The organism is Kitasatospora sp. NBC_00374 (assembly GCF_041434935.1).
GTDB lineage: Bacteria > Actinomycetota > Actinomycetes > Streptomycetales > Streptomycetaceae > Kitasatospora.
Genome location: NZ_CP107964.1, coordinates 5,879,340 through 5,899,142, shown reverse-complemented (window position 1 = coordinate 5,899,142; position 19,803 = coordinate 5,879,340). Strand labels below are relative to the sequence as shown.

Sequence of the window (19,803 nt, the reverse complement as noted above, 5' to 3'; positions counted from 1 at the left end):
GCCGGGTGCGTTGTTGCGGGGCCGATCGGCTCAGTAGTCGTACCCGTGGCCGCGGCGGTGCTGCAGGCGCCACCACGGGCCGGTGATCGCGACCATGATGCCGGGGACCTGGATGTTGGCGAACAGGGTCTCGCCGTCGTCCGAGAAGGTCACGCCGGTGAACTCGCTGAACTCGGGCTTCTCGGCGGTGCCGATGTTCAGGTCGTTGCGGGCGATCGGGTAGGTGCGGCCGTCCTCGGTGGTGCCGAAGAGGTGCGACTGGCCCTCGCCGTCCTCGGCGATGACCAGGCCGCCGTACGGGGAGACGGTGATGTTGTCGGGGCCGTCGTAGTTGCCGTGGTCGCCCATCACGTCGGTGTTGACGCCGAGCAGCACCTTGAGGGTGATGGTGCGACGGGCCGGGTTGTAGAACCAGACCTGGCCGTCGTGCTGCACCGGGCTCTCGGTGCGGGCGAAGCTGGAGACGAAGTAGAAGCCGCCGTCACCCCACCACATGCCCTCCAGCTTCCGCGCGCGGGTGACCTGACCGTCGGTGAACTGCTTGCGGACGGAGACCGTCTTGGCGTCGCGGTCCGGGACGTTCACCCAGTCCACGCCGTACGTGGTGCCGACCTTGACCGCCCGGGAGAGGTCGTCGACGAAGGTGCCGTGCGAGTCGAAGACCTTGAAGGCCTCCAGCCTGCCCGCGTCGGCGGCGAGCGCCCGCAGCTTGCCCTTGCCGTGGTGGAAGCCGGCCGGCGGGGTCCAGCGGAACAGCAGGCCGTTCGGGTTGGAGGCGTCCTCGGTCAGGTAGAGGTGGCCGCGCCTCTGGTCGACCACGACCGCCTCGTGGGCGTAGCGGCCCAGCGCCTTGATCGGCTGCGGGTCGCGGTTGGCCGCCTGGTCGTACGGGTCGACCTCGAAGATGTAGCCGTGGTCCTTGGTGAAGCCGTTCTTGCCGGCCTTGTCCTCGGTCTCCTCGCCGGACAGCCAGGTGCCCCACGGGGTCGCGCCACCGGCGCAGTTGGTGGCGGTGCCGGCGATGCCGACCCACTCGGTGACCCGCTTGCCGCCCTGGCGGACCTCGACCACGGTGCAGCCGCCGGCCGCGCCCGGGTCGTAGACGTGGCCCTCCAGCAGCGGCACCGGGTGCGGCCAGTTGGCGCGGGCGCCGGCCAGCTCGTGGTTGTTGACCAGCAGGGTGCCGCCGTGCCGGCCGGGGAAGGCGGCGGTGCCGTCGTGGTTGCTCGGCGTCGACTCGCCGGTGACCAGCTTGGTCTTCCCGGTGTGGGTGATGACCTGGTACTTGAAGCCGTGCGGCAGCGCCAGGATCCCCGCGGGGTCCTTGACCAGCTCGCCGTAGCCGGTGGCCCGACGGGCCGCCTCGACGGCCTCGGCGGCGGGGGCCTCACCACCCGTCGGGGCGGCGATGGCACCGGGCGCGGTGGCCAGCACCTCGGCGCTGCCGGCGACCAGCACACCGGCGCCGAGAAGGGTGGAACGGTTGACGAAGTCCCGACGGGACAGCGGCATATCGGTCACTCCTGTGGGATGGCCGCCACCGGGAAGGCACCCGGCGTCGCGGCTGAGGGGTCTTCGACGGAGACCGCCGACGCCCAGCAGGCTGGGCCCGCCGGGTGAACCGGAGGTTAATCCGACACTGCGTCAGCGTGGCCTTTGGTGAACCGTATTCGAAGCCATGACCCGATCTTTACCCCGTCCGCGCGGCCCGGTACGCTCGCCTCCGGGGCCGCCACCCCACCTCGGCCTCAGCGCCGGGGGCGCTCCGTCCGCCACTGCTCCCAGGCCGCCAGCCAGGCCTCCTCCAGGCCGGCCGACTCCTCCGGGCCGGCACCCGCCCAGAGCCGCTCCCAGGCCCGCTGGGCCGGCAGGCTCGGCACCTCGCTGGCGAACACGGTGTACCGGATGGCCTCCTCGACCGCCGCCCGCCCGTCCGGCGTGCCCACCAGCCAGTCGGTGTTCTGCGCCAGCCTGGTCAGCTGGTTGACCATCGCGCTGACGGCCTCGCCCGCCTCCTCGCGCGTCTCCGAGGCCAGCCGCATCTGCTGGCGGACGGCGGCCTCCCAGCGCAGCGTGCCGGCCTCGCCGCGCAGCCGCCGCGGCAGCCGCGGCGCGCGCCGGGAGCGGATCTGCGCCTCCATCGCGACCACCTCGCTGACGCTGTGCTCGATCACCCCGCGGTGTGCCTCCAACCCGCTCACGGGAGGCAGGTCCCGCTCCTCCACCGGGACGTCCTGGGCCTGCTGCCGGCTCGCCAGCCGCCGCATCAGCGCGGTGCGGCCGAGCACGTAGCGCTCGAAGTCCTCGATCCTGCGCAGTTCGATCGCGCCCGGCGGCACCCCTCGGCCGGTCACCGTCACGGTGATGCCGTCCACTCGCAGGCGGCCCGCCCAGACCGGCCCGGCCTCGGCGTCCGGCCGGCGGTCCTCGTGGATCTGCACCGCGCGGGGCTCCCCCTCGACGGTGATCCACTCGCGCATCGCCCGCACCCGGCCGGGTCCGTCGCCCTCGTCGACGTCCAACTGCTCGTAGATCCGGTCGCGCTCGTCCTCGACCACGTCCTCCAGCTCGGGCAGCGGTCTCGCCCGCTCGGCGCCGGGGCGGTAGGTGCGCACGGTGACGTACGGGCCCTCGACCGAGCTCCAGTCGCCGGAGCGGACCTCGACCCAGCCCACCTCGCCGTCGCTCACCTCGTACTCGGCGAGGGCGTCCCGGTCGGACCGGACAGGGGCGCCTGCGGTCCCGCTCGCAGCATCCGGCAGCGCGCTCTCGCCCTCGCGCGCCCCAACGATCTCGTGCACGCCCCGGTCCACGCCGTACACCGGGAAGTCGGCCTCCCGCAGCACCCGGCGGTTGTACGCCTCGTGGTCCGCGTAGAAGTCCTCGGGATCCTGGGGCCCGCTCGTGCGCTGCCTCTTCATCCTCTGCCGCACCCCCGCGTACTAGCCTCGCCTGTGTTCCCCGGCCGGCGGCCGACCCTGCCCCGCCACCTGCGCCGCGTCCGCCCCACCATACGGCCCAGCCACCTGCCGGGGCATCAGCTTCCCCCGCACGGTTACCACACCGCCCGGCCGCGCCCGCGCCGTGATGTCAGCAGCGCTGCCTACGCTGGCGCCATGACAGCAACCACGGCCTTCCCGGCCCGCATCAGCATCGTCACCCTCGGTGTGTCCGACCTGGCCCGCAGTACCGCCTTCTACGAGGCGCTCGGCTGGCAGCGCTCGGCCGCCTCCAGCCCCGAGATCGTCTGGTTCCGCACCGCCGACTCCGCGCTCGGCCTCTTCCCCAACGAGGAACTGGCCGCCGACGCCGGCATCCCGGCCGCGGGCGAGCCGAGCTTCCGCGGCGTCACCCTGGCGGTCAACCTGGAGTCCCCCGAACAGGTGGACGCCGCACTCGCCACCGCCGTCGAGGCCGGCGCCACGGTGGTCAAGCCGCCGACCGCCACCTCCTGGGGCGGCTACTCGGGGTACTTCGAGGACCCGGACGGCCACCTGTGGGAGCTGGCCCACAACCCGTTCTTCCCGTTCACCGCCGCGGGCCAGCTCGACCTTCCCTGATCCGGCCCGTCCCGGACCGCCCGGCTACCGGTGCTGCGACCTGGCCCTGAAGGCGGCCTTCCGGGCCTCCTTGGCCACCGACCGGTCCAGGTGCAGCTCGCCCACGATCTCCAGCACCTGCGCCGTGTAGGGGTGATCCACCCGCCACAGCTCGCCGAAGTAGCTCGCCGGGTTGTCCGTCACCGGCAGCCCCGCGACCAGCTCGCGCAGCCGGCCCGCGTCACCCTCGCTGGTCAGCATCACCGCCGCGAAGGAGTCGACCGCCGTCCACAGCGCCACCGGCCGCTCCGGCGCCGCGATGTCGACGCCCTGCGCCCGCAGCCAGGCGCGGGCGGCGCCGCCCAGCTCCGGATCGTCCACCACCTCCAGCACCGCCGGGCGGGCCGGTTCGCCGAGCTCGTCCAGCGCCACCGCGCAGAGCATCCGGCGGACGGGGCTGTTCGCGTCGCGGCCGCGGGCGGCGGCGAGCAGCTCGCGGGCCGCCCCCTGCGGCTCCCGTCCGGCCAGCCAGGCCAGCAGCTCCTGGTCGGGCAGCACGTTGCCCGCCTCGGTGATGCCGCGCAGCAGCGCTTCGGCGTCCCCCTCGGCCAGCTCGCCGATCAGCGGCGCGTCGTACCCCTGCTCCATCAGCCACTCGCGCACCGCGTACTGGCCGAGCGGGGTGAGCCGGACGGTGCCGAACCGGGCCGCCTCCTCCTCGTCCGGCTCCGCGTCCGAGGGCGCGGCGAGGACGTCCTCGCCGTCCTCCTCCTCGAACAGCTCCGGGTCGATCGGGCGGTGCTCCATCAGACCCAGCTCGGCGAGGTCTCCCAGCATCGGGTCGAGCGCCACCATCAGGTCGGTGATCTCGCCGAGCATCTCCTCGTCCGGCTCCTCGCCCTCCGGCACCACCAGCAGGGCCGCGAGCACGCCGAGCGGAACGGTCTCCTCGCCCGGGTCGGCGAAGGCGGTCATCTCGTACAGCACCTGGAGGGCCTCGTCGAGCAGCTCGGTGGCGGCCTCCCGGGCCTGCTCCACGTCGGCCAGCTCGGCCTCGGCGGCGTCCTCGTCGTCGCCCGCGCCCTCGGGGGCGAGCGAGTCGGCCTCGGCGGCCAGTTCCCGCATGATGCCGGCGGCGTCCAGCCACAGGCCGAGCACCACCGACGGGTCGCCCTGCTCGGCGGCCTCCAGATCCGGGCCCGGGATGGCCGCGTGCGTGCCCTCGGCGGTGGTACCGGTCTCCACCAGGTCCAGGTCGCAGGCCAGCGCCCAGGAGCGCATCGCCTCGACCACCGCCTCCTCCGGCACCTCGCCCTCGGCGGGGGCCAGCCCGAGCAGCCGGGCCGCGGCCTCCCGGTCCTCCTCGGTGAGGTCGCCGAACTCGTCCACCGGGCGGCGCGGCAGCGTCCAGCGGGCCAGGGCGATCGCGTTCGAGATCAGCGGCACGGCCAGCGCGGCGGCGACCAGCTCGGTGTCCGGCGGCAGGGTGATCGGCGGCACCAGCACCGCCGAGTCGTCCAGGTCCTCGTCGTCGCCGCCCCGGGCCCCGTACAGGTCGGCCAGTTCGAAGTCGGCGGGCAGCAGGCCCTCGCCGGGCTCGCCGTCCCCGGCGGCGGACGGGTGGTCAGGGGTGTTGCGGCTTCGTCCGGCCATCGTTGCGCGATCTCCCGTGGTGACGGTGGGCACTGCCGGGCCGATCGCTGTGTGTCGGCCCGTCCACCCAGCGTATCGGCCTGGCACACCCGATGCCCGGCCGACCGGGGGTACGGCGCGAAGCGGCCGCCCCGACCACGTATCCTTCGCTGGGCACTGCGCACACCCCGCGCGCGCCCCCGGGCAACGAAGCCCACTCCCCTTTCTGCACCCACCCGCCCCAACCGGGCTCCTCCGCCGTGCCACCACCCCGGGCGCAGCCGGGCCCGGTGGTGCCCGGCCACAGGAGATCCCTGCGATGGCGGACCTCTCCCCCGCCGGCTCCGGACCCACCCGGTTCCCCGGAAGCCGACTGTCGGAGGCCCTCCTCCCGCTGGAGCTCGCGCCCCGCGCCCAGCTCCAGCTCGCCGCGATCAGCCGCTGGAACGCGCTGCGCGGCATCCGTGTCGGCCTGGTCGCCGTCGCCCTGCTGTTCCTGCTGATCGGCGCCAACCTGGCCACGCCGATCTACCCGGTGCTCGCCGACCGCCTCGGTCTGACCCCGATCGCCGTCACCGGGCTGTTCACGGTCTACGTGTTCGCGCTGATCCCGGTACTCGCCGCGGTCGGCCACTGGTCGGACCACCTCGGCCGGCGCGCCCTGATCCTGCCCGCGATCGGGCTGGCCGCCGCGGGCGACGTCCTCTTCGCCACCGCCGGCAGCTTCTGGCAGCTGGCCGTCGGGCGCGCCGTCCAGGGCGTCGCCGTGGGTCTGTCGACCGGCGCAGCCGGAGCGGCCCTCGGCGACCTGCTGCCCGGTCACCCGACGCTGGCGGCCAAGCTGACCCTGGCCTGCTCGGCCGGCGGCGTGGCGCTGGGCCCGATCGTCGGCGCCTCGCTCTCCGGCGGCGAGCACCCGCTGGTCACCCCGTTCCTGCTGCACGCCGTGGCGCTGCTCGCGCTGTGCGTGCCGCTGGCACTGGTGCACCCGCGGATGCCGGGCCGGGAGCGCCCGCCGGCCTCCCCGCCGCGCATCACCACCCCCGCGCACCTGCGTCCGCAGCGGCTGCGGCTGCCGCGCCAGGGCCGCCGGGAGTTCCTGCTGGCGGCTGCGGCCGGCTTCACCTCGTACGCGGTCTTCGGCACCTATCTGAGCCTGGCGCCGGCCTTCTCCGCGCAGCTGCTGCACTCGCCCTCGCGGATGACCGGCGCGGTGGTCGCCGCGCTGCTGCTCGGCTCCTCGGCCGCCGCCCAGCTGCTGGTGCCGCCGACCTCGGACCGGCTGGTGATCGCCCTCGGGATGGCCGGCCTGGCGGCCGGGCTCGGGCTGGTGGTCGCCGCCCAGTCCACCGGGACCCCGGCGCTGCTGTTCATCGGCAGTGTGCTCGGCGGCGCCTGCCAGGGCGTGGCGTTCCGGTCGCTGTTCACCACCGCCTCGGCGGCGATGAACCCGGAGCGCCGGGGCAGCGAGCTGTCCGCGCTCTGGGTGATCGTCTACCTGGGCAGCTCGGCGCCGGTGGTCGCGGTCGGTGCGCTGACCCAGCGCTTCGGCCTGCTGCCGGCCGTCAGCGGCTTCGTGGGCCTGGCCGCCGTCGCCTGTCTGGGGCTGGCGGTGGCGGTGCTCCGGCCGTCCCGGCCCTGAGTCCCGCAGCGCGAAAACGCCACTGCCCCGGCCCTCCCGCAGGAGGCCGGGGCAGTGGCGTTCGCGCCGGTTGCCGGCTCAGACGTTGAAGCCGAGCGCCCGCAGCTGGTCGCGGCCGTCGTCGGTGATCTTGTCCGGGCCCCACGGCGGCATCCAGACCCAGTTGATCCGCAGGTCCTGGACGAGGCCGTCGGTGGCGGTCTTCGCCTGGTCCTCGATGACGTCGGTCAGCGGGCAGGCCGCCGAGGTGAGCGTCATGTCGATGGTGGCCACATCGGACTCGTCGATGTGGATGCCGTAGATCAGGCCCAGGTTGACCACGTCGATGCCCAGCTCGGGGTCGACGACGTCCATCAGGGCCTCGGTCAGGTCCTCCACGGAGACGGTGCCCGCCGTGGTGCCGACGATGACCGTCGGACCCTCGCCGGCGACGGCCTCGGGGGCCTTCGGCGCCGCGTCCGAGGTGGTCTCGGTGTCGCTCATGTGTACGCCCTCCTCGGGCAGGTCAGTCATGGATGGCGGGCTGCTCGGCCAGGGCCTTGGCGGTGGCGTCCTTCCAGGCCATCCAGCTCAGCAGCGCGCACTTCACCCGGGCCGGGTACTTGGAGACACCGGCGAACGCGACCGCGTCCTCCAGCACCTCTTCGTCCCCCTCGCCCTGGCCCTTGCTCTGCATCAGCTCCAGGAAGGCCTCCTGGATCGCCTGCGCGTCGCCCACGCTCCGTCCGACCACCAGGTCGTTCAGCACCGAGGCGCTGGCCTGGCTGATCGAGCAGCCCTGCGACTCGTAGGACACGTCGGCGACGGTCGCGCCGTCCAGCCGCACCCGCAGGGTGATCTCGTCACCGCAGGTGGGGTTGACGTGGTGCACCTCCGCGTCACCGTCCCGCAGCCCCTTGCCGTGGGGGTTGCGGTAGTGGTCCAGGATGATCTCCTGGTACATGGAGTCGAGCTTCATCGTGGGCCCCGTCTCCTCAGCCGAAGAAGTTGCGGACGTGGTGCAGGCCGTCGATCAGCGCATCGACCTCGGCCGGCGTGGAGTACAGATAGAACGACGCCCTGGTGGTCGCCGGAATTCCGTACCGCAGGCAGACCGGGCGCGCGCAGTGGTGGCCGACGCGCACGGCGATGCCCTGCTCGTCCAGCACCTGGCCCACGTCGTGCGGGTGGATGTCGCCGAGCACGAACGAGATCGCCGCGCCGCGGTCCACGGCGGTGCGCGGACCGATGATCCGCAGGTCGGGCACCTCCAGCAGGCGCTCCACCGCGTACTCGGTGATGGTGTGCTCGTGGGCCGCGATCCGGTCCATGCCGATGGCCGACAGGTAGTCGACGGCGGCGCCGAGACCGACCGCCTGGGCGATCGGCGGGGTGCCCGCCTCGAACTTGTGCGGCGCCGGGGCGTAGGTGGAAGCGCCCATGGTGACGGTCTCGATCATCTCGCCGCCGCCCAGGAACGGCGGGAGGTCCTCCAGCAGCTCCTGCCGGCCCCACAGCACACCGATGCCGGTCGGTGCCAGCATCTTGTGGCCGGTGAAGGCAACGAAGTCGGCCTCCAGCGCCTGCACGTCCAGCACCATGTGCGGGGCGGCCTGCGAGGCGTCGATCAGCACCAGGGCGCCGACCGACTGGGCCTTGCGGACGATCGCCTCGACCGGGTTGACCGTGCCCAGCAGGTTGGAGACCAGCGTGAACGAGACGATCTTCGTCTTCTCGGTGATCAGCTCGTCGATGTTGGACAGGTCGAGCCGGCCCTCGTCGGTGAGCCCGAACCACTTCAGCTCGGCGCCGGTGCGCTGCGCGAGCAGCTGCCACGGGACGATGTTGGAGTGGTGCTCCATCTCGGTGATGACGATCTCCGCGTCCGCGTCCACGCGGTACGGCTCGTCGGCCCAGCCGAGCATGTTGGCGACCAGGTTGAGCGACTCCGAGGCGTTCTTGGTGAAGATCACCTCGTCCCGGCTCGGCGCGTTGATGAACGCCGCGACCTTGTCGCGGGCGCCCTCGTACAGCGCCGTGGCCTCCTCGGCCAGCACGTGCACACCGCGGTGCACGTTGGCGTTGTGCCGCTCGTAGTAGCCGTTCAGGGCGTCGAGCACCTGACGGGGCTTCTGCGAGGTGGCCGCGTTGTCCAGGTAGACCAGGGGCTTCCCGTCGTGCAGCACGCGCTGCAGGATCGGGAAGTCCTTGCGGATCGCGTCGCCGAAGTCCTGGGCGTCGGACAGGAGCCCGGCGAACGCCGAGCCGGGATGCAGTGTCACTCGGAAGCGCCGCCCTTCACGTAAGACTCGTAGCCCTCGTTCTCCAGCTTGTCGGCCAGCTCTGCACCGCCGGACTCGACGATGCGACCGGCCGAGAAGACGTGGACGTGGTCGGGCTTGATGTACTTCAGGATCCGGGTGTAGTGGGTGACCAGCAGGGTGCCGACCTCACCGGAGGAGGCGACCCGGTTGATGCCCTCGGAGACCTGGCGGAGCGCGTCGACGTCGAGGCCGGAGTCCGTCTCGTCGAGGATCGCGATCTTCGGCTTGAGCAGCTCCAGCTGGAGGATCTCGTGGCGCTTCTTCTCGCCGCCGGAGAAGCCCTCGTTCACGTTGCGCTCGGCGAACGCCGGGTCCATGTGCAGGGCGGCCATCGCCTCCTTGACCTCCTTGACCCACAGCCGCAGCTTGGGGGCCTCGCCGCGGACGGCGGTGGCGGCGGTGCGCAGGAAGTTGGAGACCGAGACCCCGGGGACCTCGACCGGGTACTGCATGGCCAGGAAGACGCCGGCACGGGCCCGCTCGTCGACGGACATCGCCAGCACGTCCTCGCCGTCCAGCAGGACCGAGCCGCTGGTCACGGTGTACTTCGGGTGACCGGCCAGCGAGTACGCCAGGGTGGACTTGCCCGAGCCGTTGGGGCCCATGATGGCGTGCGTCTCGCCCTGCTTCACGGTCAGGTCGACGCCGCGGAGGATCTCGCGGGGGCCGTTCTCGGCCTCGACGGAGACGTGCAGGTCGCGGATTTCAAGCGTTGCCATGTGTACTCAGGACTCCTGGTTGACGGAGACGAGCACATCGTCCCCTTCGATCTTGACGGGGTAGACAGCGACCGGCCTGGTGGCGGGAAGTCCGGAGGGCTTGCCGGTCCGCAGGTCGAAGCTGGAGCCGTGCAGCCAGCACTCGATCATGCAGTCCTCGACCTCGCCCTCGGAGAGCGAGACGTTGGCGTGCGAGCACGTGTCGTTGATCGCGAACACCTCGCCCTCGGTGCGGACCAGCGCGACCGGGACGCCGTTGAGGTCGACCCGCTTGGGCTCGTCCTCGGCGAGTTCGGCCAGCGCGCAGGCGCGGAGGAAACTCATGCGACGGTCTCTTCCAGCTCCGCGTCGATCTTCTCCATCAGGCGGTCCTGGAGGTCGGCGACGCCGATCTGCTGGACCAGCTCGGCGAAGAAGCCGCGGACCACCAGACGGCGGGCCTCGTCGGCCGGGATGCCGCGGGCCTGCAGGTAGAACAGCTGCTCGTCGTCGAAGCGGCCGGTCGCCGAGGCGTGGCCGGCGCCGGTGATCTCACCGGTCTCGATCTCCAGGTTCGGGATCGAGTCGACCCGGGCACCGTCGGTGAGCACCAGGTTGCGGTTGAGCTCGTAGGTGTCGGTGCCCTCGGCGGCGGCGCGGATCAGCACGTCGCCGACCCAGACCGCGCGCGCGTCCTGACCCTGCAGCGCGCCCTTGTAGGCCACGTTGGAGCGGCAGTGCGGGGTGTCGTGGTCGATGACCAGCCGGTGCTCCAGGTGCTGACCGGCGTCGGCGAAGTACAGGCCGAACAGGTCGGCCTCGCCGCCGGGGCCCGCGTAGTTGACCCGCGGGTGCACCCGGACGAGGTCGCCGCCGAAGGTGACCACCACGGACTTGAGCGAGGCGTCCCGGCCGACCAGCGCGGTGTGCTGCGCGGCGTGCACGGCGTCGCGGTCCCAGTCCTGGACCGAGACGAAGGTGAGCTTGGCGCCGTCGCCGAGCAGCAGCTCGACGTTGGCGGCCCGGGTGCCGGTGCCGGTGTGGTTGATCACCACGACCGCCTCGGCGAACGGCTTAACGTCGATCACCACGTGGGCGAAGCGGACACCGCCCTCACCGTGCACGTCGATCTTCACCGGCTCGGCGACCACCGCGTCCTTGGGGACGGTGACCACGAGCGCCTGCTCGAAGCCGCTGTACGCCTGCGCGGCGACCCGGTCGACCGGCTTGCCGGCCTTGCCGAGGCGGGCGTCGTCGCGGCCGACGGTCTCGGCGGTGACACCGTCGGGGAGCGTGAGCTCGACCTTGTCCTGGCCGGTCGCGTCCTGGGCGGCGCTGCCGTCGTGCAGCCCGGCGAGGCGGTGCATCGGGGTGAACCGCCAGTCCTCCTCGCGGCCGGTCGGCACCGGGAAGTCGTTCACGTCGTACGAGGGCTTGACCGCGACGCGGGCGTCGATCGGCTGCTTGACCGTGGCCCGGCCGGTGCCCGGCCCGGCCAGCTGCGCGCCGGCGCCGGCGGTGCCGACCTCGATCGAGCCGGCGGTCGTGGCGCCGGAGGTGGTGTTGACGTCAGCCATGGCTGTCGTAGTGCTCTCTTCCTGAAAAGTGCGGGTGGGCGGTGTACGGCCGGCGTCAGCCGACCGATCCCTCCATCTGCAGCTCGATCAGCCGGTTCAGCTCCAGCGCGTACTCCATCGGCAGCTCGCGCGCGATCGGCTCGACGAAGCCACGGACGATCATCGCCATCGCCTCGAACTCGGTCATGCCCCGGCTCATCAGGTAGAAGAGCTGGTCCTCGCTGACCTTGGAGACGGTGGCCTCGTGGCCCATCGACACGTCGTCCTCGCGGACGTCGACGTACGGGTAGGTGTCCGAGCGGGAGACGGTGTCGACCAGCAGCGCGTCGCAGAGCACGTTGGACTTGGCGCCCTTGGAGCCCTCGCCGATCTCGATCAGACCGCGGTAGGAGGTCCGGCCGCCGCCGCGCGCCACCGACTTGGAGACGATGTTGGAGGAGGTGTTCGGCGCCATGTGCACCATCTTGGCGCCGGCGTCCTGGTGCTGGCCCTCGCCCGCGAAGGCGATCGACAGGGTCTCGCCCTTGGCGTGCTCGCCCATCAGGTAGACGGCCGGGTACTTCATGGTGACCTTGGAGCCGATGTTGCCGTCGACCCACTCCATGGTCGCGCCCTCGTACGCCACGGCACGCTTGGTGACCAGGTTGTAGACGTTGTTCGACCAGTTCTGGATGGTCGTGTAGCGGCAGCGGCCGCCCTTCTTGACGATGATCTCCACCACGGCGCTGTGCAGCGAGTCCGAGGAGTAGATCGGGGCGGTGCAGCCCTCGACGTAGTGGACGTAGGCGTCCTCGTCGACGATGATCAGCGTCCGCTCGAACTGGCCCATGTTCTCGGTGTTGATCCGGAAGTAGGCCTGCAGCGGGATGTCGACGTGCACGCCCTTCGGCACGTAGATGAACGAGCCACCGGACCACACGGCCGTGTTGAGCGAGGCGAACTTGTTGTCGCCGACCGGGATGACGGTGCCGAAGTACTCCTTGAAGAGCTCCGGGTGCTCCTTCAGCGCGGTGTCGGTGTCCAGGAAGATGACGCCCTGCTCCTCCAGGTCCTCGCGGATCTGGTGGTAGACGACCTCGGACTCGTACTGCGCGGCGACACCGGCGACCAGGCGCTGCTTCTCCGCCTCCGGGATGCCGAGCTTGTCGTACGTCGCCTTGATGTCGGCGGGCAGGTCCTCCCAGGACTCGGCCTGCTTCTCGGTCGAGCGCACGAAGTACTTGATGTTGTCGAAGTCGATGCCACTGAGGTCGGAGCCCCAGGTCGGCATGGGCTTCTTGCCGAACAGCTTCAGACCCTTGAGCCGCAGGTTGAGCATCCACTCGGACTCGGACTTCTTCGCCGAGATGTCGCGGACGACGTCCTCGCTGAGGCCGCGCTTGGCGGTGGCACCGGCGGCGTCGGGGTCCGACCAGCCGTACTCGTAGGTGCCCAGGCCTTCGAGCTCCGGGTGTGCGATGTCAGTCATGCGAGGTTCCTCCGCGCGGACGAGCCGATTCGTGTCGGGACGTACCGACAGTCGGCACGGCACCGGGCTCCCGCTCACTCGCGGGAGACGGTGCGGCACCGGGTGCCGGCACATAGGTGGTGCAGACCCCGTCGCCGTGGGCGATGGTGGCCAGCCTTTGCACATGGGTGCCCAGGAGCTGGGAGAAGACCTCGGTCTCCGCCTCGCAGAGCTGCGGGAACTGCTCGGCGATGTGCGCGACCGGGCAGTGGTGCTGGCAGAGCTGGGCGCCCACCGGGGCCTTGGCGACCGTCGCGGCGGGCACTCGCCGCACCGTGGCAGCGTACCCGTCGGCGCTCAGCGCCTCGGCGAGAGCCTCGGCCCGTCGGCCGTCGCCGGCCTCGTCGAGAGCACTCCGGTACTTCTCACCCTGCTTGTGGAAGCGGGCCCGGGCAAACGCCGCGACCGCCTCCTCGCCCGCCGTGCCGCCGCCCACCGCGTCGGAGATCCAGCGCAGTGCGTCGGCGGCGAGCTGGTCGTACGCCTGGTAGAAGGCGTCCCGGCCGCACTCGGTGAGGGCGAAGACCTTGGCCGGACGGCCCCGGCCGCGACTGCCGTAGACCCGCTGGTCCCGGGACTCCACCAGGCCGGCGGCGGCCAGTGCGTCCAGGTGCCGGCGTACGGCGGCAGCGGTCAGCCCGAGGCGGCTGGCCAGGTCGGCGGCGGAGGAGGGCCCGTGGTCGAGAATCGAGCGGGCGACCCTGTCCCGGGTCGCCCGATGCCCGTCGAGCGGGGCCTCGGCCGCCGGCGCGGGCAGCACGGGACCGGAGGCCGACTCGGCCTCCGACTCCGGGCTGTGCTCGCGCATGTATTTCACAACACGATTGTTGCGTAATTCCTTCCGGAAGGACAAGCCGTGACCCACGCCTCATCCGTGGCTTCAATCACGCAGGTAAGGCTTACCTGACCTGCGGAAACGATCAATGGAGGGCGGTGGACGGCCTCCACGGGCCGCCCTCTTAGACTCCCCGGTATGCAGACAACACCCGCCGTCGAGGTGGCCGGGCTGGTCAAACGCTACGGCGACAAGCTCGCCGTGGACGGCCTCGACCTGGCCATCGAGCGCGGCACGGTCACCGCCGTGCTCGGACCGAACGGGGCCGGCAAGACCACCACCGTCGAGACCTGCGAGGGCTACCGCCGCCCCGACGCGGGCACCGTCCGCGTGCTCGGGCTCGACCCGGTGGCCGACGCCGCGCGGCTCAAGCCCCGGATCGGCGTGATGCTCCAATCGGGTGGTGTGTACGCCGGCGCCCGCGCGGTCGAGATGCTCCGGCACACCGCGCGGTTCTACGCCGACCCGCTCCCCGTCCAGCCCCTGGTCGAGCGCCTCGGCCTCGGATCCTGCGGCCGCACCACCTACCGCCGGCTCTCCGGCGGCCAGCAGCAGCGCCTGGCCCTGGCGATGGCCGTGGTCGGCCGCCCCGAGCTGGTCTTCCTGGACGAGCCCACCGCCGGACTCGACCCGCAGGCCCGGCGCGCCACCTGGGACCTGGTCCGCGAGCTGCGGCAGGACGGCGTCACCGTGGTGGTGACCACCCACCACATGGACGAGGCCGAACAGCTCGCCGACCGGGTCGCCGTCATCGACCGCGGCCGGGTCATCGCGAGCGGCAGCCCGGAGGAGCTCTGCCGCGGCGGCGCCGAGGGCAGCCTGCGCTTCGACGGCCCGCCCGGCCTCGACCTCGCCGGCCTGCGCAAGGTGCTGCCCGACGGCGCCGACGCCACCGAGCCCGCCCCCGGCTCGTACCGGGTGGAGGCCCCGGTGGACCCCCGCCTGCTGGCCACCGTCACCGCCTGGTGCGCGGAGGCCGGCGTGATGCCCGAGAAGCTGGCCGTGCAGCGGCGCAGCCTCGAGGACGTCTTCCTGGAGCTGACCGGACGGGAGCTGCGCTCGTGACCACCTTCGAACCCCGGCCCGGAGCGGCTCCGGTCGGCCGGATGCTGCTCGCGCAGACCGCGCTGGAGACCAGGATGCTGCTGCGCAACGGCGAGCAGCTGCTGCTGACGGTGATCATCCCGACCGTGCTGCTGGTGCTGTTCAGCGCGGTGGACGTGGTCTCGGTGGAGGGGCCCGGCAAGCGGGTCGACTTCCTCGCGCCCGGCCTGCTGGCGCTCGCCGTGATGTCCACCGCCTTCACCGGCCAGGCGATCGCCACCGGGTTCGAACGCCGCTACGGCGTCCTCAAGCGGCTGGGCTCGACGCCGCTGCCGCGCTGGGCGCTGCTCACCGCGAAGACCGGCTGCGTGCTGGTCACCGAGCTGCTCCAGGTGCTGCTGCTGTCGGCGATCGCGCTGGCCCTGGGCTGGTCGCCGCAGGGCGGTCCGGTCGCGGTGCTCGCACTGCTGGTGCTGGGCACGGCCGCGTTCTCGGGCCTCGGCCTGCTGATGGCCGGCACGCTGCGCGCGGAGGCCACGCTGGCCGCCGCCAACCTGGTGTTCATCCTGCTGCTGCTGGCCGGCGGTGTGGTGGTGCCGCTGTCGAGGTTCCCCGCGGCCGTCCGCCCGGTCCTGGAGCTGCTGCCGATCAGCGCACTGTCCGACGGGCTGCGCTCAGTGCTCCAGGACGGCGGCTCGGTGCCGTGGGCGGATCTGGGCATCCTGTCCGCCTGGGCCGTTCTGGGACTGGGCGCAGCCAGCCGGTTCTTCCGCTGGGAGTGACCGTGCGTCAGTGACGACGCGACGGGCGGCGGCGGACCATGAACATGACCCCGCCGCCGATCGCGATCACGCCGACGCCGGTGGCCGCGAGGACACCCGCGTTGCCGCCGCCACCGGTGGAGGCCAGCTGCGGCCCGGTCGGGGAGACGCTCGGGGCGGGCCCGGTCGCGGAGACGCTCGGGGTGCCGCTCGGGGTGCTCTGCGACGGCGAGACGCTGGCCGTCGGGGTGCCGCTGGTGCTCGACGACGGGGAGACCGAGGTGCTCGGGCTGGTGGACGGGACCGGGCACTCGTGGGCGGTGAGCTGCTTGGTGAAGCTCCAGCCCTTCTTGCCGTCCTTGTCCTCGTCGGTCTGCACGGTCAGGGTCGCGGTGACGTCGGCGGCGTGCGCCGGCACCGTGAACTCCTGGTGGAAGGACTTGCCGAAGGCCACCTTGTCGAGCACCTTGTCGGCGCCGATGACCAGGGTGACGGTGTTGCCGCTCTTGGAGTTGTACGCCGTCAGATCGACGGTGACCTTCTCACAGGTGATCTGAGTCTTGTTGGTGTGCGCCGAGGCGCTACCGGCCAGCACCAGCGGTGCCACGATGCCCAGACCGGCCGCCGCCGCGACCAGTCCGCCGGATATCCGTCGCTGCCCTGCCATGCTCTGCTCCTCTTTCCAGCCGAATGGCATGAATCTGGCCGCACCTCACCACGGCGGCTCCCGCCGCGCCTAGATCCAGGACGGAACTGCGTCCGCACAGAGGGGAATCCCCTCGAATCACGCGCAATTCCGACACATCTGGCGAACCGTCACATCCGTCGGCGGGCGCCGAGGGTGCGGCCGGGGTGCGGGATCACGCCCACTCTCTCGACCACCCGGCCGATTGGTCAAGACCAATGCCCGATCTGCTCGAGGAGTCCGCCGGGCCCGACGGTTCCCGTCAGCGGCCGCCCCGCCCCAAGATCGGCCGTAAGCCCACCTAGGATGAACGGGTGCGTACCCCCTCCTCCCTCCTCGCCGACCGCTGGCACCCGACCGCCGAGACCGTCCGGCGGGCCGCGCTCGCCGCGCTGGTGATGAGCGTGGTCATCGTGCTCACCGGCGGCGCCGTCCGGCTCACCGCCTCCGGCCTCGGCTGCACCACCTGGCCCCGCTGCACCGGCGAGAGCCTGACTCCGACGCCCGCGATGGGCCTGCACGGCGTCATCGAGTTCACCAACCGGATGCTCACCTACGTGCTGTGCGCGGCGATCGCCTGGGCCACCCTGGCCGCCCGCTGCGCGACCCCCTGGCGGCGCGGCCTGACCCGGCTCGGCTGGGCGCAGTTCTGGCTGGTCGTGAGCAACGCCGTGATCGGCGGCGCCACCGTGCTGACGCACCTCAACCCGTACGTGGTGGCGCTGCACATGGTGGCCGCGATGGCGCTGGTCTGGGTCGCGGTGCTGATGTGGGAGCGCTCGAAGGAGGGGGACGGCGCGCCCCGGGCGCTGGTCGCCGAGCCGATCCTGAAGCTGTCCAGGGTGCTGGTGCTGGTCGTCGGCCTGCTGGTCCTGGCCGGCACCCTGGTGACCGGCGCGGGCCACCACCCGGGCTCCTCGGGGACGATGGACAAGCCGGTCCGGCGGATCATGCTGGACTACGACCGGCTCGCCCAGGCCCACGCCGACCTGGCCTTCGTCGCGGTCGGGCTGACCATCGCGGTGATCTTCGTCTTCGCCGCCGTCAAGGCGCCGCGGGCCGCGCGGGCACGGGTCCGCGACCTGATGGCGGTGCTGCTGCTGCAGGGCCTACTGGGCTTCGTCCAGTACTTCACCGACGCCCCCGAGGTGATGGTCGGGGTGCACATGCTGGGCGCCGCCCTCACCTGGATCGCCGCCCTGCGGATCCCGTTCGCGCTGCGCACCCGCGCCGACGAGCCCGCCGCCGTCCCGGTACCCGCCCCACAGGCCGCCACGGTCTGAACCCGCGACAGCAGCGAGGGCCCCGAGCGATGCTCGGGGCCCTCCGTGCTGCCGCTGTCCGGTCAGCCGCCGATCTGGATACCGGCCATCCGCTTCCACTCGTACGCGCCGGTCTTCACCTTGAGCCCGAGCTCGCCCTCGAAGCTGTCGTGCAGCGTCAGCCCGGCGAGTTCGGCGGCCCGCAGGCCGACGGCGTGGGTCGGGGCGACCTGGTCGCCCCAGGCGCCGTCCGCGCCGACCACGACGATCCGGGTGGCGGTGCGGCCGACGTACTCGACGACGCCCTCGGCACTGCCGCCGTGCTGGGCGGCGAACCGGGTGAGGTGCTTGGCGATGCGCTTGGCACGCCGCTCGGCGCGGGCGTCGGGCGCGGCGGTGGTGGCGTTCTCTGCGCTGGTCATGCCTCGCATGCTACCGATCAGTAGCCGCCCTGGCGACGGGAGCGCGGTGTGCAGCGGGCCACACGGTCCGCGGATAGCCTGGCCCGGTGACTTTCGACGGCTGGCAGGACGAGGCGCTGGAGTTCTACGAGCGACTGGAGGCCGACAACTCCAAGGCCTTCTGGACCGAGCACAGGGAGGTGTACGAGCGCGCGGTGCGCGAGCCCATGGCCGAACTGCTGGAGCGGCTGGAGCCCGAGTTCGGCCCGGGCAAGATCTTCCGCCCCAACCGCGACGTCCGCTTCAGCGCCGACAAGGCGCCGTACAAGACCCACATCGGCGGCTACCTGGCCGCCGGCGGCTACATCCAGCTCTCCGCCGACGGACTGGCCTGCGGCAACGGCATGTACCAGCTGGCCTCCGACCAGCTGGAGCGCTACCGCGCCGCCGTGGCCGAGGACGTGACCGGCGCCGAGCTGGAACGGGTGATCGCCCGGGTCCAGCGGGCCGGCCCGGTGGTCTCCGGGCGGGACCCGCTGAAGACCGCCCCGCGCGGCTACCCCAAGGACCACCCGAGGATCGGACTGCTGCGCAACAAGGGCCTGGTGGCCTGGCAGGAGTGGGAGCCCGCCGACTGGCTGGGCACCCCGGAGGCGTACCGGCGGATCACCGCCTTCCTGCGCGCCTCCCGCCCGCTGAAGGACTGGCTGGACGACCACGTCGGCCCCAGCACGCTCCCGGCACGCTGAAAGGGCCCCACCGGTCGACCGGTGGGGCCCCTCGGGGCAGGTCCTGCCCGACGGCTACCTGACGAACGGGTCGACCGCGATGACCACGAACAGCAGGGTCAGATAGGTGATCGACCAGTGGAACAGGCGCATCTCCTTGAGCTTGGCGCCGACCACACCGGACTTGGCGCGGGCGTGCAGCCCGTGCGCCTCCTTCAGCCAGGCCGCGCCGAGCACCACCGCGGCGACCGGGTAGAGCCAGCTGGTGTGCGCCAGCGGCCACAGCGCCAGCGAGACGGCGACCATCACCCAGGAGTAGGCGACGATCTGCCGGGCCACCGCCAGGTTGCCCTTGATCACCGGGAGCATCGGCACGCCGGCCCGGGCGTAGTCGTCCCGGACCTTCATCGACAGCGGCCAGTAGTGCGGCGGCGTCCAGAAGAAGATCACCAGGAACAGCACCAGCGCGGACCAGGACAGCGAGTCGGTGACGGCCGCCCAGCCGACGAACACCGGCATGCAGCCCGCGATCCCGCCCCAGACGATGTTCTGCGCCGTACGCCGCTTCAGGCCCAGCGTGTACACGAAGACGTAGAACAGCAGCGCGGCCAGCGCGAGCGCCGAGGCCAGCGCGTTGACCAGCAGGCCCAGCCAGATCGTGGAGCCGATCGCCAGCGCGATGCCGAAGACCAGCGCCTCCCGCGGCGAGACCATCCCGGTCACGATCGGACGGCGCTCGGTCCGGGTCATCACCGCGTCGATGTCGCGGTCGATGTACATGTTGAGCGCGTTGGCGCCGCCGGCCGACAGGTAGCCGCCGACGACGACCCAGAGGACCAGGAGCGGATCCGGCACACCGCGCTGCGCCAGGAACATCACCGGGACGGTGGTGATCAGCAGCAGCTCGATGATCCGAGGTTTGGTCAGTGCAACGAATGCCCCGACACGGGCCCCGAACGGCCGATGCGCAGGCGTCGCTCCGACCGCCCCGGCGGGGCGGGATTCGACGGCGGTCACGAACACCCCAACTCACGATGAACCTTCACAGGCGTCCACCGCACCCTCGGGTGTCGATACGTCCGCTCTGCGCGTACCACGCCACCTTAGACGCTCCATATCTCCCGACCGGCTCCGGGGTACCCCGGCGAGCCGAACCGCACACCGCCGGGTGAATCACCGCAGACCGGAC

The 19,803-nt window shown here is 72.1% G+C and carries 20 protein-coding genes; 6 read left to right on the top strand and 14 right to left on the bottom strand.

Annotated elements, in window-relative coordinates; translation table 11 throughout:
• Positions 1-30: 30 nt before the first annotated feature.
• Entirely contained in the window at positions 31-1,512 is a 1,482-nt protein-coding gene (locus OG871_RS26345) for an alkaline phosphatase PhoX (protein ID WP_371499889.1), read from the bottom strand.
• Positions 1,513-1,748: 236 nt separating this feature from the next.
• Positions 1,749-2,921, bottom strand: coding sequence for a hypothetical protein (locus tag OG871_RS26340; RefSeq protein ID WP_371499887.1), 1,173 nt, complete (start codon positions 2,919-2,921; stop codon positions 1,749-1,751).
• A gap of 195 nt (positions 2,922-3,116) precedes the next feature.
• Between OG871_RS26340 and OG871_RS26335 the strand changes: the two genes are divergently transcribed.
• Positions 3,117-3,560: a VOC family protein gene (locus OG871_RS26335; protein WP_371499885.1), complete on the top strand. Its 444-nt coding sequence runs from the start codon at positions 3,117-3,119 to the stop codon at positions 3,558-3,560.
• Positions 3,561-3,584: 24 nt separating this feature from the next.
• Here OG871_RS26335 and OG871_RS26330 read toward each other — a convergent pair whose 3' ends face one another.
• Positions 3,585-5,192, bottom strand: coding sequence for a hypothetical protein (locus OG871_RS26330; RefSeq protein ID WP_371499883.1), 1,608 nt, complete (start codon positions 5,190-5,192; stop codon positions 3,585-3,587).
• 298 nt (positions 5,193-5,490) lie between these two features.
• Between OG871_RS26330 and OG871_RS26325 the strand changes: the two genes are divergently transcribed.
• Positions 5,491-6,813 (top strand): MFS transporter, encoded by a 1,323-nt coding sequence (locus OG871_RS26325; protein WP_371499881.1) that lies wholly within the window; start codon positions 5,491-5,493, stop codon positions 6,811-6,813.
• Between the two features lie 78 nt (positions 6,814-6,891).
• Here the strand turns inward: OG871_RS26325 and OG871_RS26320 are convergent, their stop codons facing one another.
• The 8 genes from OG871_RS26320 to OG871_RS26285 are packed head-to-tail and all read right to left on the bottom strand — an operon-like array spanning position 6,892 to position 13,715.
• The gene (locus OG871_RS26320) at positions 6,892-7,296 is read right to left on the bottom strand and encodes a metal-sulfur cluster assembly factor (protein WP_371499879.1); all 405 of its coding nucleotides are present in this window, start codon (positions 7,294-7,296) and stop codon (positions 6,892-6,894) included.
• A gap of 22 nt (positions 7,297-7,318) precedes the next feature.
• Complete coding sequence (gene sufU / locus OG871_RS26315; protein WP_371499877.1) at positions 7,319-7,771, bottom strand: Fe-S cluster assembly sulfur transfer protein SufU; 453 nt, start codon at positions 7,769-7,771, stop codon at positions 7,319-7,321.
• A gap of 16 nt (positions 7,772-7,787) precedes the next feature.
• Positions 7,788-9,038 carry a cysteine desulfurase gene (locus tag OG871_RS26310; RefSeq protein WP_371503432.1) on the bottom strand — a complete coding sequence of 417 codons (1,251 nt, stop codon included), beginning with the start codon at positions 9,036-9,038 and terminating at the stop codon, positions 7,788-7,790.
• A gap of 32 nt (positions 9,039-9,070) precedes the next feature.
• Complete coding sequence (gene sufC, locus OG871_RS26305; protein ID WP_371499876.1) at positions 9,071-9,835, bottom strand: Fe-S cluster assembly ATPase SufC; 765 nt, start codon at positions 9,833-9,835, stop codon at positions 9,071-9,073.
• Positions 9,836-9,841: 6 nt separating this feature from the next.
• Positions 9,842-10,159, bottom strand: a complete 318-nt coding sequence (locus tag OG871_RS26300; protein ID WP_371499875.1) for a bifunctional 3-phenylpropionate/cinnamic acid dioxygenase ferredoxin subunit — start codon at positions 10,157-10,159, stop codon at positions 9,842-9,844.
• Entirely contained in the window at positions 10,156-11,391 is a 1,236-nt protein-coding gene (gene sufD / locus OG871_RS26295; protein ID WP_371499873.1) for a Fe-S cluster assembly protein SufD, read from the bottom strand. The genes OG871_RS26300 and sufD overlap by 4 nt, the downstream gene beginning before the upstream one ends.
• A gap of 55 nt (positions 11,392-11,446) precedes the next feature.
• Positions 11,447-12,859 carry a Fe-S cluster assembly protein SufB gene (gene sufB, locus OG871_RS26290; protein ID WP_371499872.1) on the bottom strand — a complete coding sequence of 471 codons (1,413 nt, stop codon included), beginning with the start codon at positions 12,857-12,859 and terminating at the stop codon, positions 11,447-11,449.
• Positions 12,852-13,715, bottom strand: a complete 864-nt coding sequence (locus OG871_RS26285) for a helix-turn-helix transcriptional regulator (protein WP_371499870.1) — start codon at positions 13,713-13,715, stop codon at positions 12,852-12,854. Before OG871_RS26285 ends, sufB begins: the two co-directional genes overlap by 8 nt.
• Positions 13,716-13,871: 156 nt before the next feature.
• Between OG871_RS26285 and OG871_RS26280 the strand changes: the two genes are divergently transcribed.
• Together OG871_RS26280 and OG871_RS26275 are read left to right on the top strand one after the other, a co-directional pair.
• Positions 13,872-14,798: an ABC transporter ATP-binding protein gene (locus tag OG871_RS26280; RefSeq protein ID WP_371499868.1), complete on the top strand. Its 927-nt coding sequence runs from the start codon at positions 13,872-13,874 to the stop codon at positions 14,796-14,798.
• A 41-nt stretch (positions 14,799-14,839) separates the two neighbouring features.
• Positions 14,840-15,559 (top strand): ABC transporter permease, encoded by a 720-nt coding sequence (locus OG871_RS26275; RefSeq protein WP_371503431.1) that lies wholly within the window; start codon positions 14,840-14,842, stop codon positions 15,557-15,559.
• Between the two features lie 7 nt (positions 15,560-15,566).
• Here OG871_RS26275 and OG871_RS26270 read toward each other — a convergent pair whose 3' ends face one another.
• On the bottom strand, positions 15,567-16,205 hold the full coding sequence (locus OG871_RS26270) for a hypothetical protein (protein ID WP_371499866.1): 639 nt from the start codon (positions 16,203-16,205) through the stop codon (positions 15,567-15,569).
• A gap of 332 nt (positions 16,206-16,537) precedes the next feature.
• Between OG871_RS26270 and OG871_RS26265 the strand changes: the two genes are divergently transcribed.
• On the top strand, positions 16,538-17,506 hold the full coding sequence (locus tag OG871_RS26265) for a heme A synthase (RefSeq protein ID WP_371499865.1): 969 nt from the start codon (positions 16,538-16,540) through the stop codon (positions 17,504-17,506).
• A 62-nt stretch (positions 17,507-17,568) separates the two neighbouring features.
• Here OG871_RS26265 and OG871_RS26260 read toward each other — a convergent pair whose 3' ends face one another.
• Positions 17,569-17,907 carry a hypothetical protein gene (locus tag OG871_RS26260; RefSeq protein ID WP_371499863.1) on the bottom strand — a complete coding sequence of 113 codons (339 nt, stop codon included), beginning with the start codon at positions 17,905-17,907 and terminating at the stop codon, positions 17,569-17,571.
• 86 nt (positions 17,908-17,993) lie between these two features.
• On the opposite strand from OG871_RS26260, the gene OG871_RS26255 reads away from it, so the two are divergent.
• On the top strand, positions 17,994-18,635 hold the full coding sequence (locus OG871_RS26255) for a DUF2461 domain-containing protein (RefSeq protein WP_371499861.1): 642 nt from the start codon (positions 17,994-17,996) through the stop codon (positions 18,633-18,635).
• 54 nt (positions 18,636-18,689) lie between these two features.
• Here the strand turns inward: OG871_RS26255 and OG871_RS26250 are convergent, their stop codons facing one another.
• Positions 18,690-19,631 carry a heme o synthase gene (locus OG871_RS26250; protein WP_371499859.1) on the bottom strand — a complete coding sequence of 314 codons (942 nt, stop codon included), beginning with the start codon at positions 19,629-19,631 and terminating at the stop codon, positions 18,690-18,692.
• Between the last annotated feature and the right edge of the window lie 172 nt (positions 19,632-19,803).